General features: G+C 60.2%; 12 protein-coding genes. All 12 read left to right on the top strand.

The window, feature by feature from the left end:
* Positions 1–38: 38 nt before the first annotated feature.
* Positions 39–2,348, top strand: coding sequence for a 6-pyruvoyl-tetrahydropterin synthase-related protein (locus tag INF35_RS07050; RefSeq protein ID WP_193500963.1), 2,310 nt, complete (start codon positions 39–41; stop codon positions 2,346–2,348).
* Positions 2,349–2,622: 274 nt separating this feature from the next.
* Positions 2,623–3,555, top strand: coding sequence for a sugar nucleotide-binding protein (locus INF35_RS07045; RefSeq protein ID WP_193500962.1), 933 nt, complete (start codon positions 2,623–2,625; stop codon positions 3,553–3,555).
* A gap of 3 nt (positions 3,556–3,558) precedes the next feature.
* Positions 3,559–4,350, top strand: coding sequence for a sugar phosphate isomerase/epimerase family protein (locus tag INF35_RS07040; protein WP_193500961.1), 792 nt, complete (start codon positions 3,559–3,561; stop codon positions 4,348–4,350).
* On the top strand, positions 4,347–5,147 hold the full coding sequence (locus INF35_RS07035) for a glycosyltransferase family 2 protein (protein ID WP_193500960.1): 801 nt from the start codon (positions 4,347–4,349) through the stop codon (positions 5,145–5,147). The genes INF35_RS07040 and INF35_RS07035 overlap by 4 nt, the downstream gene beginning before the upstream one ends.
* An 18-nt stretch (positions 5,148–5,165) precedes the next feature.
* Positions 5,166–6,284, top strand: coding sequence for an NAD(P)/FAD-dependent oxidoreductase (locus tag INF35_RS07030; RefSeq protein WP_193500957.1), 1,119 nt, complete (start codon positions 5,166–5,168; stop codon positions 6,282–6,284).
* Positions 6,281–7,195 (top strand): glycosyltransferase, encoded by a 915-nt coding sequence (locus tag INF35_RS07025; protein WP_193500955.1) that lies wholly within the window; start codon positions 6,281–6,283, stop codon positions 7,193–7,195. Before INF35_RS07030 ends, INF35_RS07025 begins: the two co-directional genes overlap by 4 nt.
* Before the next feature lie 33 nt (positions 7,196–7,228).
* On the top strand, positions 7,229–8,932 hold the full coding sequence (locus tag INF35_RS07020; protein ID WP_193500954.1) for a hypothetical protein: 1,704 nt from the start codon (positions 7,229–7,231) through the stop codon (positions 8,930–8,932).
* Positions 8,925–10,151: a BaiN/RdsA family NAD(P)/FAD-dependent oxidoreductase gene (locus tag INF35_RS07015; RefSeq protein WP_193501735.1), complete on the top strand. Its 1,227-nt coding sequence runs from the start codon at positions 8,925–8,927 to the stop codon at positions 10,149–10,151. Before INF35_RS07020 ends, INF35_RS07015 begins: the two co-directional genes overlap by 8 nt.
* 35 nt (positions 10,152–10,186) lie before the next feature.
* Positions 10,187–10,852 (top strand): (d)CMP kinase, encoded by a 666-nt coding sequence (cmk, locus tag INF35_RS07010; protein WP_193500953.1) that lies wholly within the window; start codon positions 10,187–10,189, stop codon positions 10,850–10,852.
* A 37-nt stretch (positions 10,853–10,889) separates the two neighbouring features.
* A complete protein-coding gene (locus tag INF35_RS07005) occupies positions 10,890–11,510 on the top strand; it encodes a lysophospholipid acyltransferase family protein (protein WP_193500952.1) in 621 nt (206 codons plus the stop codon).
* Positions 11,511–11,586: 76 nt separating this feature from the next.
* Positions 11,587–13,518 carry a bifunctional 4-hydroxy-3-methylbut-2-enyl diphosphate reductase/30S ribosomal protein S1 gene (locus INF35_RS07000; RefSeq protein WP_193500951.1) on the top strand — a complete coding sequence of 644 codons (1,932 nt, stop codon included), beginning with the start codon at positions 11,587–11,589 and terminating at the stop codon, positions 13,516–13,518.
* Between the two features lie 121 nt (positions 13,519–13,639).
* Positions 13,640–14,092, top strand: a complete 453-nt coding sequence (locus INF35_RS06995; RefSeq protein WP_193500950.1) for a GtrA family protein — start codon at positions 13,640–13,642, stop codon at positions 14,090–14,092.
* Positions 14,093–14,104: the final 12 nt, after the last annotated feature.

Here is a 14,104-nt window from a genome sequence, read left to right as displayed (position 1 = left end):
CAAAAGAGCGGTTGACAGTTAACAGGTGAGGAGAACAGATGAAAAATCAACGAGGCCGAGAATTACTGAGATTTTGGGCAAGAAATCCTGTCAGGATGGTTTTGCTTGTTGTAGAACTGGTGTGCATTGCGGCGGCAATTTGGACAGCAGTGCAGCCGCCTATCTGCTATGCCTTTGAGGCCGAACAACTGGAGAATACCGCGCAAGGTGTTACTTTGGGATATGATGAAAATGGATATTACGGTGCAACATATGATATTGAATGGCAGGAAATTCTTGCTACGCCGGAACTGACTCTTTCACCAGGCAGGTATGAAGCCACAGTAGAGTATTATATACGCCCCACGATGATGAAAGATGGGCTATACCACCGTTCGGGGATTGGGCTCATTGATTCTAAAAACGAATCGACAGTCGAAGACGGAATTCTGATACTGGATGAAACCTCCAATACCGATACGGTTACCCTGACGGTTTGGAAACAAACCGATACCGCAGTGGTACGGTTTGTGGATGACGGTGGGATTTTTACTGTTGGAAAAATCAGTATCGTCCAAAACATGACATACACGGTGTTTGAGGCGATAGCCACGATTCTGTTGTGTCTGGCATTGGATTTGGCGATTTTGATGCTTTGTCCGTCCAGTCCGCTCTATGTAGGGGCAAAAACCGCGGTGGTAGTGATCGTTCTGGGGTGTGCTACGGCGCTTGCCAGTGCTTTGGCTTTAATTGACGGGGTATGCCTGTTTGACGATTGCAGATTTCATCTGATCCGAATTGAAGGGATCGTCCAAGCGCTGCGCAACGGGCAATTTCCGGTCAGGATCAACCCCATTGCAAAGAACGGTTATGGCTATGCAACTTCGCTGTTTTATGGAGAGTTGTTTCTGTATTTCCCAGCGATTTTGCGTTTGTGCGGCGTTACCATACAGGGGGCGTATCAGACCTTTGTGGTGGCAGTCCACGTTCTTACAGCGGTCATCTCTTATCGGAGTTTCCGCCCGATTTTCGGTAGAAAAATTGGTTTGGTAGGGGCAGTTTTGTATGTTCTGTCACCGTATCGGCTTCACCGCTTGTATGCCGCGGCTGCGATTGGGGAATACCTTGCGATCACATTTTTGCCGGCGGTTGTATATGGTCTTTGGCTTTTGTACAACAAGGATTCTGACAGGAAATCCCGGGCACGGGCAAGCATCGTTCTGGCATTGGCGTTCAGTGCGTTGCTTCAAAGCCATATGATCAATACGGAAATTGCAGTTTTAGCGACAGCGGCGGTTTGTCTGATCTATTGGCGGCAGACTTTCCGCAAAACGGTACTTTTGGCCTGGATCCGGGCGGTTGGTCTGGCGGTTCTGCTGAATTTGTGGTTCCTGCTCCCCTTTGTTACGGTGATGACCAGCGGGATTTACAATGAAATCAATGAACCCAATATTCAGCAGAGAGGCCAGACATTGATGGCACTGTTCAATAACAGTAATAAGTTTGCCATCGGACCCTCTGTCTTGTTGTGCGGTGCTGCCGCGGCTTTGATTTTGTGCGCAGTTCGTGAATTGCCGCACCGTTGGAAAAAACTTGGTGCAATATCGCTGGGATTTGGAACGGCCGGAGTTGTCCTTTCTACAAAATTATTCCCGTGGGATGCAGTGGAAAAACTGCCGTTTGGTAAAATCTTTACGGTTATCCAGTTCCCGTGGCGTTATACAACATTGGCTACCATTGGTTTGATTCTGACGTTCCTTTTTGTCATAAAAGGGATCCAGCAGACCGAATATGGTTCTTGGGCAAAACCGTTGCTTTCAGGGACTGCCGCTGTTGCGGTGATATGCGTTCTGATGTATTGGAGCGACTGGGGACAATCGATGTCTCCTCTTACCATTACAGATACCCCCCAACTGGCATATAATAATGAGAATTTTGCCTATAAAATGGATGGAATGTATTTGCCCAAAAATAGCTGTCAGACAGATGACGGTTTTGCGACGCCAAACATTTTTACGACTGTTACCACGGGGGATTTCAGCCGGGAGGACAAAGGTGTTACCTCAGTGGAATATACTGAGTATCTTGGCCAGGAAGGTTATGTGGAGTTCCCGCTTCTGTACTATCCTGGGTATTCGGTGATAGAAGGCGAAGGCACAGTGGTGCAGAGCAGCAACGGACTGGTCGGGGTCGTGGTGCCTGCAAACAGCAGCGGGCGGCTGGCCGTGGCGTTCCGTGAACCGAAACGCTGGCTTTTGGCCAATTCTGTAAGCGCAGTGACGGTACTGGCACTCGTTGCTTGTGTGATATACAAAAAGCGGTGCAAGCGTAAATATCTTATGGAGGACGGACAAAACAGTCTGACATAAATCAAAACATTCAGAGCCCTCGTTCTGGTTGACGGAACGGGGGCTTTTTGCATATCACGACGGTGCCGGCATAGATGCGAAGATTTTTGAACATTGTGGCTAAAGTTGTTCAGTGCGCTCCGTTGCTTTTTCGATACGGAATCGGTATAATAAACTCGGTATGCCATTTTTTTTGACAACCTTTTTGAATCAATTTCCCGCGGCAGAACAGACAGTCCGCGGTGGTTTTGCCCGCCTGCGCGGCGGGTTATGCAGGAAAGTGAGTGCTGCAAGTATGGCAAACGATCTTCTGGTGGGTTCCACCGGTTTTGTGGGGGGCAACCTGGCGGCAAAGCATGCCTTTGCCGCGGCGCGCCACTCTTCCGATATCGGGCAGAGCTACGGCACCAAGCCGGACCTCTGCGTTTATGCGGGCATCCCGGCGGCCATGTTTCTGGCCAACGCCGACCCGGAGGCTGACCTGGACGTCATGCGCGACGCGCGGGAAAATATTCGCGCCATCGCGCCGAAGCAGCTTGTGCTGATCTCCTCCATTGCGGTCTACCCGGACAGCCGCGGCTGCACCGAGTCCGATCTGCCCGATCCCTTTGACGCGGACCTGCCTGCCTACGGCCGCAACCGGCGGACACTGGAACTGTGGGTGCGGGAGGATTTCCCCGACGCCCTCATCGTCCGCCTGCCTGCCTTGTACGGCATCGGGCTGAAAAAGAATTTCCTGTTTGATCTGCACACCATCACCCCGGCCATGCTCCGCACCCAAAAGTATGAGGAGCTGGCGGCCGAAAGTGAGCTGGTGCGGCAGAGCTACCGCCCGGCGGACAACGGCTTTTACAAGCTGGACCCGGCAGCAGACGCCGCGGCCCTGCGGGACTTCTTTGAACACAACGACTTCAACGCTCTGGCCTTTACCGACAGCCGCAGCCGCTACCAGTTCTACGATCTGCGGCGGCTGTGGTCGGATATTGAGACGGCGCTGGCCAACAAGCTGACGCTGCTCAACCTGACCCCGCCCCCGGTCGCGGCGGCGGAGGTCTACACCGCGGTGACCGGCCGCACCGACTGGACCAACGAGCTGCCCCGCCCGCCCTTTGACTACGACCTGCGCAGCGAACACGCAGCGCTGCTGGGCGGGGCGGAGGGTTATCTCTGCACCAAACAAGAGGAACTGGACGGCATCTGCCGTTTCATGCAGGAATGGAGGCATTGACCGATGGCGGACCCCATCCAACTGAGTATCAGCAACATCGCCTGGGACAAGGCGGACGACGAAGCAGTCTACACCGAGATGAAGGCCCACGGTTTCACCGGGCTGGAACTGGCCCCCACCCGCATTTTCCCGGAGGAGCCCTATGAGCAGCTGACCTCTGCCATGCTGTTTGGCGGCTACCTGAAAAACCGCTGGGGCTTCTGTGTCCCCAGTATCCAGAGCATCTGGTACGGCCGGACCGGCAGCATTTTTGACGCCGCCCAGGCCGATGAACTGTTGGAATACACCGAGGGCGCCTATCAGTTCGCCCACGTGCTCAACTGCCCCAGCCTGGTCTTCGGCTGCCCCAAAAACCGCACCCTGCCCGAGGGCACCGACCCCGCCGCGGGGGATGCCTTCTTTGACCGGGCGGGCACTCTGGCGGCCCGCTACGGCGTGCGGCTGGCCGTGGAGGCCAACCCGCCCGTTTACACCAACTACCTGACCCGCACAGCGGACGCCTTTGCTCTGGTCAAGAGGCTGTCCAATCCCGGCCTGGCCGTCAATCTGGACCTGTCCACCATCCTGACCAATGGGGAGCGGCTGCGGGACTTCGCGGCCGACCTGGCCTGGGTCAGCCATGTGCATATCAGCGAGCCGGGTCTGGAACCGGTCCGCCGACGCCCCGAACACGCCGAGCTGGCCGCCATGCTCCACGCCGTGGGCTACCGGGGCTTTGTCTCCATCGAAATGCGCCGCGCCCCTCTGGACGATGTGCGCCGGGCCATTGAGGATATCGCGGAGGTGTTTGCATGACCACTGCCACAGTGAAACACATTTCCGGTGTGCCGGACTATACCATCTGCGAGATCGCACCCCGCCGCGCCGACTATTGCCTGCTCATCCCCGTCATCAACGAGGGCGCCCGCATCCTCACCGAGCTGGGCCGTGCCCAGCGGGCGGGGGTGGACAAGGTCTGCGACATCATCCTCTGCGACGGCGGCTCCACCGACGGCAGCATGAACCCCGATACCCTGGCTTTGTACGGCGTCAACACCCTGCTCACCAAGACCGGGCCCGGCAAGCAGGGGGCCCAGCTGCGCATGGGCATCCACTATGCCCTCAAGCGGGGTTACGAGGGCGTCATGACGGTGGACGGCAACAACAAGGACTCCATCGAGGACGTGCCCAAATTCATCGCCAAGCTGAAGGAAGGCTACGACCTGGTCCAGGGCAGCCGTTTTGTCAAGGGCGGCCATGCCGTCAACACCCCCAAATCCCGGTATCTGGCGGTGCGGCTCATCCATGCGCCGGTCATCAGCCTGGCGGCACACCAGTGGTTCACCGACACCACCAACGCCTACCGGGCCTACAGCCGCGCCTACCTGACCCACCCGGAGGTCAAGCCTCTGCGGGATGTCTTTGCCGGGTATGAGCTGCTGGCCTATCTCAGCGTCCGCGCCACTCAGCTGGGCCTTAAGGCCTGCGAGGTCCCCGTGACCCGGGCCTACCCGGCCACCGGCGCCACCCCCACCAAGATCAGCGGCTTCAAGGGCAACAGCGACCTGCTCAAGATCCTGTTTGCCACGCTGGCGGGAAAGTACAATCCGTAACACAAAGGAGCGTTTGCCATGACGGTGGACAAGATCATCCTCGGCGCGGGACTCTACGGCCTGTATGCCGCTCTGCAGTGCGGCCGCCGGGGCCAGCGGGTGCTGGTGTTCGAGCGGGACGCCGCACCCTTCATGCGCGCCACCTACATCAATCAGGCGCGGGTGCACATGGGGTATCACTATCCCCGCAGCTACTCTACCGCCATTAAGAGCGCCCATTATTTTGAGCGCTTCTGCAAGGATTACGGCTTCTGCCTGCGCACCGATTTCGACCAGATTTATGCCACCAGCGCCCACTTCTCCTGGACCAATGCGGCTGAATTCCGCCGCTTCTGCCGGTCCGCGGGCATCCGCTGCGACGGCGTGGACCCCGAAAAGTACTTCAACCCCGGCATGTGCGACGGTGCCTTCCTCACCACCGAATATACCTACGACGCCCAGGTGCTGAAGGACTGGTTCCTGAAGGAACTGAACCAGTGCCCCAATGTGGAGATCCGCTACGACCACCCGGTGGAGCGCATCGAGAAGGGCAGCGATACCTGGCGCATCACGGCGGGGGGCGATGCGGCGGAGGCTCCCTTTGTCCTCAACGCCACCTACGCGGGGGTCAACGACATCCACGCCATGGCGGGGTTTGAGCCCTTCAAGATCAAGTACGAGCTGTGCGAGATCATCCTCTGTGAGGTGGATAAGCGGCTCTACAATACCGGTATCACCGTCATGGATGGGCCCTTTTTCAGCCTGATGCCTTTCGGGCAGACGGGGCTGCACAGCCTGACCAGCGTGACCTTCACCCCCCACGAGACCAGCTATGACACGGTGGCTACCTTCCCCTGTCAGGCGCACAGCGAGGGCCGCTGCCGTCCGGGCAGCCTCTACAACTGCAACGAATGCCCCGCCAGGCCCCAGAGCGCCTGGCCCTACATGGGACAGCTTGCCCGCAAGTATCTGCGGGAGGAATACGGCTTTACCTACAAAGGAAGCCTGTTCAGCATGAAGCCGATTCTGAAAGCCAGCGAGATCGACGACTCCCGCCCCACCGTGGTGCGCCGGATGTGCGACATGCCGGTCTTTTACAGCGTGCTTTCCGGCAAGATCAACACGGTATACGATTTGGACGAGGTGCTGGCGCAATGACGACGAACAAGGAAAAAAACTTTATCTCAGCGGTGGTCTACCTGCACAACGACGGGGTGCGGGCGGTCAAGTTCTTCAAGCTGCTGACCGAACAGCTGGACGCCCACTTTGAGCAGTACGAGCTCATCGCCGTGGACGACGCCTGCACCGACGATACCGTATCTCTGCTGCGGGACTGGGCCAAGGAACTGACCAAGCCGCTGACTTTTCTGCACATGAGCCTGTTCCAGCGGCTGGAACCCTGCATGAACGCCGGCCTGGATGCCGCCATCGGGGACTATGTCTATGAGTTCGACACCACCGACACCCCCTACCCGGCGGACATGATCTTTGCCGCCTACCAGACCGCCCTCACCGGCAGCGACATCGTCTCGGTCTGCCCCAACCGAACCAACGGCAGCAGCCGGCTGTTCTACGGGGTGTTCAACGCCAACTCCCACTCGGCCTACCGGCTGCGCACCGATGCCTTCCGCCTGGTCTCCCGCCGGGCCGTCAACCGGGTGCATGCCTCCAGCGAGCACCTGCCCTACCGCAAGGCCGCCTATGCCGCCTCCGGCCTGAAAATGACAGACCTGACCTTTGAGGGCCGCATCATCGACAAGGGGGCCGGCCGCTTCAGCCTGGCCGCCGACAGCCTGACCCTCTACACCGACGCGGGCTTCAAGTTCAGTGCGGGCATCACCCTCATCATGATGGTGCTGGCCCTGGCCGAGCTGGTCTACACCCTGGTCATCTTCGCCACCGGCCACCCGGTGGAGGGCTGGACCACCATGATGTTTGTCCTCACCCTGGGCTTTGCCGGCGTTTTTGCAGTGCTGGCCATCATCGTCAAGTACCTCTCCCTGCTGGTGGATCTCATCTTCAAAAAGCAGAAATACCTCATCGAGAGCGTAGAAAAAATCCAGAAATAACGGCACCGGCCGGGAAAGGAGGGCAATGCGCCTATGGAAACAACCAACAAAGCACAGCTGCACTGCCCCCGTCTGCCGGAACTGTCCGCCCGGGCCTTCTGGCTGTGTGTGGCGGCGGTGGTGCTTATCAAGTGCGTGCTGACCTCCTTCCAGTCGGCATATATCTGGGTGGGGGGCGCGCCGCTGGACGATGAACTCATGTTCCGCGCCGCCAACGCCATCTCCAACGGGGAGTGGCTGGGAGCCTACGACTACCTGACCCTCTCCAAAAGCATGTTCTTTGCGGTGTGGCTGGCCTTTCTCCATGCCCTCCATCTGCCTTACCTGATCTCAGGACAGCTGCTCTGGTGCGGCGCGTCGCTGCTGGCGGCCCTGGCCTTCCGGCCCTGGCTGCGCCATGCGGGGCGGGGCCGCTGGGCGGAGCTGGTGCTCTTTGCAGTGCTGGCCTTCAACCCGGCCTCCACCGCCGCCTACACATTGCGGGTCTACCGGGATAACATCTTCCCGGCCCTCTGCCTGTTCTGCTTCGCGGGCTTCTGCGGGGCGTTGCTGCGGGCAATCTTCACCCCGGAGGCCCGGCGCTGGCCCTGGCTGCTGGCGGCGGGGGCGGGACTGGTCACCGGCTACCTGGACCGGGAGGACGCGGGGCTCTTCCTGCTGCCCTTTGCGGCCCTGGCCACCCTGGTGCTGGTCTGGCTGACCCTGCGTCAGCACCACCCCCGGCGTCTGGCGGCTCTGGTGCTGCCCTTTGCCCTGCTGGGGGCGGGGATTCTCACCTTCTGCGGGCTGAACCAGCACTATTACGGCGTCTTTGCCCTGTCCGACTTCTCCACCGGCAGCTTTGCCGACGCCATGGGCGCCATGGCCCGGGTGGAGGCTCCCGAGGGCTACACCCCCCTGGTGGCGGTGACCAAGGGCGCCCGGGAACTGCTCTATGAAAACGTCCCCGAGCTGGCCCCCCTGGAATACTGGCTGGAGGAGGACCCCCAGCTGCAGAACGACTTCCGCGACCCCGAGCTGGACGACTACCGGGCGGGGAGCTTTTACTGGGCCATCCGCCGTGCCGCCCAGTTCGAGGGCCTCTACGACACCGCCCAGGAGGCGGAGGAGTACTGGGCCTCGGTGGCAGCGCGGATCAACGCCCTGTGCGACGACGGCACCCTGCCTTCCTGGACGGGGGAGCGCAGCAGCACCACCCCGCCCATCCGGGCCGAGCATGTGCTGCCGGTGCTGGCCGAGAGCGCCAAGGGGGCCCTGTGGGCGCTGACCTTCCAGGATTGCCAGCCCTATGAAGCGCTGCGCTCCATCGGCACTGAGGAGGACTTTGCCCAGTGGTCGGCCTACCTCCATTGCAGCTTCAACGGCGCGGCGGAGGCGGGGAAGGACACCCCCTACTACAGCCCCTACCAGAAGATCGTCTTCGGCTTTCTGCAGGGGGTGCGCTATGTCTACGCCGCCCTGCTGCCCTTAAGCTTTTTGTACACACTGTATTTGCAGATCAAAAAAATACTGGCTGTATTCAAAAGCCGGAAGCGGGAAACGCTGCTGCCCTGGGCACTCTTGCTGGTGCTGCTGGGCATGGCGGCGCTGCGCTGCGCCATGATCGCCTTTGTGGAGGTGTCCAGCTTCGGCATCGGCACGTCCACCATGTATCTGGCCACGGTGCACCCCCTGCTGCTGCTCTATGCGGCGGCGGGCATTCTGACCGAAAGGAGGTCCGGCCATGTCCATGCCTGATTTGTTGATCGTGGGTGGTGGTGCGGCCGGACTTATGGCCGCAGGTGCCGCCGCGGCCCGGGGGCTCTCGGTCACCGTGCTGGAACACAACCCCAAGGGCACGGGGCAGAAGATCCTCATCACCGGCAAGGGCCGCTGCAACCTGACCAACGACTGCGACGTGCAGGAATTTCTCCGGTTTGTCCGCCGCAACCCGCGGTTTCTCTACTCGGCGCTGTACGCCTTCCCGCCCGCCGCGGCCATGGAACTGTTTGAGTCCCTGGGGGTCCCCCTCAAGACCGAGCGGGGCCGCCGGGTCTTCCCCCAAAGCGACCACGCCGCCGACGTGCTGGAGGCCCTGCGCCGCTACGCCGCCGACGCCCGCATCGTTCACGGCTCTGCCCGCCGCCTCTGCATCGAGGACGGCCGCTGCACCGGCGTGGAGACCTCCGACGGCCGCACCCTCCATGCTGGGACAGTGCTGGTGGCCACCGGCGGCCTCAGCTACCCCGTCACCGGCAGCGACGGCAGCGGTTACAAGCTGGCCCGCCAGGCAGGGCACCGGGTGGTCACTCCCCAGCCCAGCCTGTGCAGCTTGGTCTCGCCCGACCCGGCCTGCCGCAAAATGATGGGCCTGTCCCTGCGCAATGTCCGGCTGACCCTGCTGGAGGACGGCCGCTCCGTCTTTACCGAGCAGGGGGAGGCGCTGTTCACCCACTTCGGGCTGTCGGGGCCGCTGGTGCTGTCGGCGTCCACCTGGATCGACGATTTCGCCCGCCACCGCTATATGGTGGAGTTTGATCTGAAACCGGCTCTCGATGAAAAGACCCTCTACGACCGCCTGACCCGGGACTTTGCCGCCCTGGGGGGACACAGTGCCCAGGGGGCGCTGGAAAAGCTGCTGCCCCGGTCCATGCGGCCGGTGGCGGTGGAAAAGTGGGGCATCGACCCCGCCACCCGGGCGGCCCAGATCACCAGGGAGGAAAAGCAGGCCCTGGTGGAGCTGTGCAAGCACTGGCAGGTGCCGGTGACCCGGCTGGGGGACCTGCAGCATGCCGTGGTGACGGCGGGGGGCGTGGACTGCGCCCAGGTGAACCCCCGCACCATGGAGAGCAAGCTCTGCCCGGGGCTCTACTTTGCCGGAGAGGTGCTGGACGTGGACGCCCGGACAGGCGGCTACAACCTGCAGATCGCCTGGGCAACGGCACAGGCTGCGGCCCGCGCCGCCGCAAATGCATGACACCGCAATGCGGTAGAAATAAAGGAGTAAGAAATATGGTTTCCGTTGCGATTGATGGCCCTTCCGGGGCAGGAAAATCCAGCATGGCCAAACGACTGGCCGCCGAGCTGGGCTATACCTATGTGGACACGGGGGCGATGTACCGCAGTGTGGGGCTGTACGCCCTGCGCGCGGGCAAGGACCCTGCCGACAACGCCGCGGTGGAGGCGCTGCTGCCTCAGATCCACCTGGATATCCTGCTGAAGGACGGCACCCAGCATGTGCTGCTCAACGGGGAGGATGTTTCCTCTGCCATCCGCGCCGAGGAGGTGGGTATGGCGGCCTCTGCGGTGGGAGCCAACCCCGCCGTGCGGGCTTTCCTGCTGGACACCCAGCGCAATCTGGCCAAAAGCCGGGACGTGCTCATGGACGGCCGGGACATCGGCACGGTGGTGCTGCCCGACGCAACTGTGAAGATCTTCCTGACCGCCAGCCCCGAGGCCCGGGCACAGCGCCGCTTTGCCGAGCTGCAGGCCAAGGGGGAGCAGGCCGACTTTGAGACGGTGCTGGCCGACATTCGCCGCCGGGACGATCAGGACACTCACCGGGCCACCGCGCCCCTGCGCCGCGCCGACGACGCCGTGCTGGTGGACACCAGCGAATTGGACATTGAGCAGAGCTTTGCCCTGCTCAAGCAGACCATCCTCGACCACATCGGTTGAGCCGCCGCAGAAAGGGAAGTTTAAGAGAGGTACGAACATGGTACTATATTGGATCCTGCTGCCCATCGTCTGGGTGATCTGGCATGTCCTGTGGCGCATCCGGGTATACGGACGCGAAAACCTGATCCGCGGGCGCGGCTTTGTCATTGCGCCCAACCATATCTCCGACCTGGACCCGGTGTTCGTGGCCATCTCGGTGTTCACCTTCCACCGTATGTGCATCCTGGCCAAGGAGGAACTGTTCCACAACTGGTTCATCGGCTGGTTTTTGCGCAATATGGGGGCGGTGCCCATTGCCCGGGGCAAGGGCGACACCAATACCGTCGGTCAGGTTACCGAGCAGGTGAGCAAGGGCCGGGGCCTGCTGATCTTCCCCGAGGGCACCCGCACCAAGGACGGCAAGATCGGCGTCATCAAGAGCGGCGCCTTTGTGGTGGCCGGCCAGGCAGGAGTGGATATGATCCCCTGCCGCATCATCTACGGAACCAAGGACGGCCGCCAGCACCTGTTCTGCCGGGTGAAGGTCTGCTTCGGTGAGCCCATCCCCGCCGAGGAGCTCAAGATCGAAGACCCGCGGCATTCCATGTCCGAGCTGCGTGCCCTGAAAAACCGGCTGCGCGGCTGCTGGGAAGAACTGTACGAGCAGAATAAATTCTGATTTTCCGCTCCGGCGCTGTATGAAACGCCCGGGACGGTGGTATACTGATTGACGAACGCACGGAGGTGCAACTGCCATGGAGATCCGCCTTGCCAAGACGGCCGGCTTCTGTTTCGGCGTCAACCGCGCGGTCAAGCTGACCTATCAGCTGCTGGACGAGGGCCGCAAGGTCGCAACCCTCGGCCCGCTGATCCACAACCCACAGGTGGTGGACGACCTGCAGAAGCGGGGCGCCCTGACCTGCAGCGATGTGGATGATGTGCCCGACGGGTACGAGGTGGTCATCCGCAGCCACGGGGTCCCCGAGACGGTTTACGACAAAATCCAAACACGGGGCCTGGTGTTTCATGACGCCACCTGCCCTTTTGTTGCAAAAATCCATAAAATTGCTGCAGAAGCGGGCAAAAACGGTGCGGTGCTGCTGGTGGCAGGGGACCGCACCCACCCCGAAGTGGAGGGAATTGTAGGCCATGCGACGGGCCCTGTGGTGGTTTTTGCGGGTCTGTCCGAGCTGGAGGCATGGGCATCCGAAAATGAGCCACAAAAATCCATATATGCCGTTGCCCAGACCACATTTCGGGTGGAAAGCTGGGAGGCCTGCAAGTCTTTTCTAAAAAAATGGTGTACAAATCCCAAAATATTTGATACAATATGTAGTGCAACGTGGACGAGGCAGCAGGAAGCGGAAGACCTCAGCCAAAAATGCGACCATATGGTCATCATTGGCGGTCATCATTCTTCCAATACCCAAAAGCTGTTGCAGGTCGCCGCCAGGCATACCGACGCCGTCAGCATTGAGACAGCCGCTGAGCTGGACAAAAACTGGCTGCGCGGTGCAAAGGTGGTGGGCGTGACAGCCGGGGCTTCAACGCCTTCGTCTATAATTGAGGAGGTACTTAACTGTATGAGTGAAGAAATTCGTGACGACATGAGCTTTGCCGAGATGCTGGAGGCCTCGGAGGCAAAGCCCCTGTTTGCTGGTAAAATCGTCAAGGCCAAGGTCATCAGCGTCAGCCCCACCGAGTGCACCGTCAGCGTGGACGGCTCCAAGCACACCGGCGTTGTCAAGCTGAGTGAGATGACCACCGATCCTTCCGCCCGCATGGAGGATCTGGTCAAGGTTGACGACGAGCTGGATCTCGTCGTTGTCAAGACCAACGACCAGGAAGGCGTCGACACCCTGTCCCGCGTCCGTTTCGAGGCCCAGAAGGGCATGAAGGACGTGTCCGAAGCCTGCGAGAACGGCACCGTCATGGAAGGCGATGTCATGGAGTCCAACAAGGGCGGCGTTGTCGTCAATGTCAAGGGCGTCCGCGTCTTCGTTCCCCGCAGCCAGGCTACCATGCGCCGTGATGAGGACTATACCAAGCTGGTTGGCCAGCATGTCCGTCTGGTCATCACCGAGTGCGCCGGTCGCAAGATCGTCGGCAGCATCAACAAGGTCACTGCCGAGGAGAACAAGGTCAAGCGCGAGGAGTTCTGGGCCAATGTTGAGGTCGGCAAGAAGTACACCGGCGTGGTCAAGAGCCTGACCAGCTACGGCGCCTTTGTTGACATCGGCGGCGTGGACGGCCTGTGCCACATCAGCGAGCTGAGCTGGTCCAACATCAAGCATCCTTCCGAGGTTGTCAATGTTGGCGATACCATCGAGGTTTACGTCAAGAGCTACGACCCCGAGAACCAGAAGGTTTCTCTGGGCTACAAGAAGGAAGAGGACAACCCCTGGGAGAAGCTCAAGACCGAGTATCCCATCGGCAGCGAGTTTGTTGCTCCGGTCGTCTCCATCACCAAGTTCGGTGCTTTTGTCCGCATCCTGCCCGGTGTTGACGGCCTGGTCCACATCAGCGAGATTTCCAACGAGCGCGTCAACAAGGTCAGCGATGTGCTGAAGGTTGGCGACGAAGTCAAGGTCAAGCTGATCGACGTCGACTTCGACCGCAAGCGCATCAGCCTGTCCATGAAGGCTTGCCTCAATGAGGATGCCGAGGGCGAGAACGACGCGGAGTAATCACGTGGTCTGACCCCGTAAATTCGTAACAGACGGAGCCTGCCTGGCAAACAGGCGGGCTCCGTTTTCTGTTGTTTTCACCCGGGACTGCCGCCTTCGCTGCGGCCAAAACCAATCTGTTATGGAAAAAATCAAAGCCATTATTTTGAAATACTACGAACAGCTGGCCTACCTCTTTTTCGGGGGACTGGCCACCCTGCTCAATCTGGTGATCTTTGCCGTCAACCAGGCGGCCTTCGGCGTGGAGTTCGCCACCGGTCTGGGCAACATCATCGACAACATCATCTGCATTCTGTTTGCCTACTGGACCAACCGCACCTTCGTCTTCAAGAGCCAGAACAAGGGCGCCAGTTCCCTGCGGGAGTTCGGCGAATTCATCTTCTTCCGGCTGGTGACGCTGGTCATGGACCAGTGCATCATCTGGGTGGGCGTCAGCCTGGTGGGCCCCATGCTGGGCTTTGCCAGCGACGCCGCCGGCCTGTGGCCCATGGGGGTCAAGGTGTTCAGCCAGGTGGTGGTCATCCTGTCCAACTATGTGTTTTCCAAGGTGTTCGTCTTCAAAAAGAAAAGCTGATCACGGGCTTTC

This window comes from Gemmiger gallinarum (assembly GCF_014982805.1).
Taxonomy (GTDB): Bacteria; Bacillota; Clostridia; order Oscillospirales; family Ruminococcaceae; genus Gemmiger; species Gemmiger gallinarum.
This window is presented reverse-complemented; position numbering and strand designations above follow the sequence as displayed.

Bases quoted from the DNA above. Each gene is read 5' to 3' on its own strand.
- INF35_RS07030 (WP_193500957.1), top strand. From the start codon at position 5,166: ATGACGGTGGACAAGATCATCCTCGGCGCGGGACTCTACGGCCTGTAT.
- INF35_RS07040 (WP_193500961.1), top strand. From the start codon at position 3,559: ATGGCGGACCCCATCCAACTGAGTATCAGCAACATCGCCTGGGACAAG.
- INF35_RS07025 (WP_193500955.1), top strand. From the start codon at position 6,281: ATGACGACGAACAAGGAAAAAAACTTTATCTCAGCGGTGGTCTACCTG.
- INF35_RS07000 (WP_193500951.1), top strand. From the start codon at position 11,587: ATGGAGATCCGCCTTGCCAAGACGGCCGGCTTCTGTTTCGGCGTCAAC.
- INF35_RS06995 (WP_193500950.1), top strand. From the start codon at position 13,640: ATGGAAAAAATCAAAGCCATTATTTTGAAATACTACGAACAGCTGGCC.
- cmk (WP_193500953.1), top strand. From the start codon at position 10,187: ATGGTTTCCGTTGCGATTGATGGCCCTTCCGGGGCAGGAAAATCCAGC.
- INF35_RS07020 (WP_193500954.1), top strand. From the start codon at position 7,229: ATGGAAACAACCAACAAAGCACAGCTGCACTGCCCCCGTCTGCCGGAA.
- INF35_RS07050 (WP_193500963.1), top strand. From the start codon at position 39: ATGAAAAATCAACGAGGCCGAGAATTACTGAGATTTTGGGCAAGAAAT.
- INF35_RS07035 (WP_193500960.1), top strand. From the start codon at position 4,347: ATGACCACTGCCACAGTGAAACACATTTCCGGTGTGCCGGACTATACC.
- INF35_RS07045 (WP_193500962.1), top strand. From the start codon at position 2,623: ATGGCAAACGATCTTCTGGTGGGTTCCACCGGTTTTGTGGGGGGCAAC.
- INF35_RS07005 (WP_193500952.1), top strand. From the start codon at position 10,890: ATGGTACTATATTGGATCCTGCTGCCCATCGTCTGGGTGATCTGGCAT.
- INF35_RS07015 (WP_193501735.1), top strand. From the start codon at position 8,925: ATGCCTGATTTGTTGATCGTGGGTGGTGGTGCGGCCGGACTTATGGCC.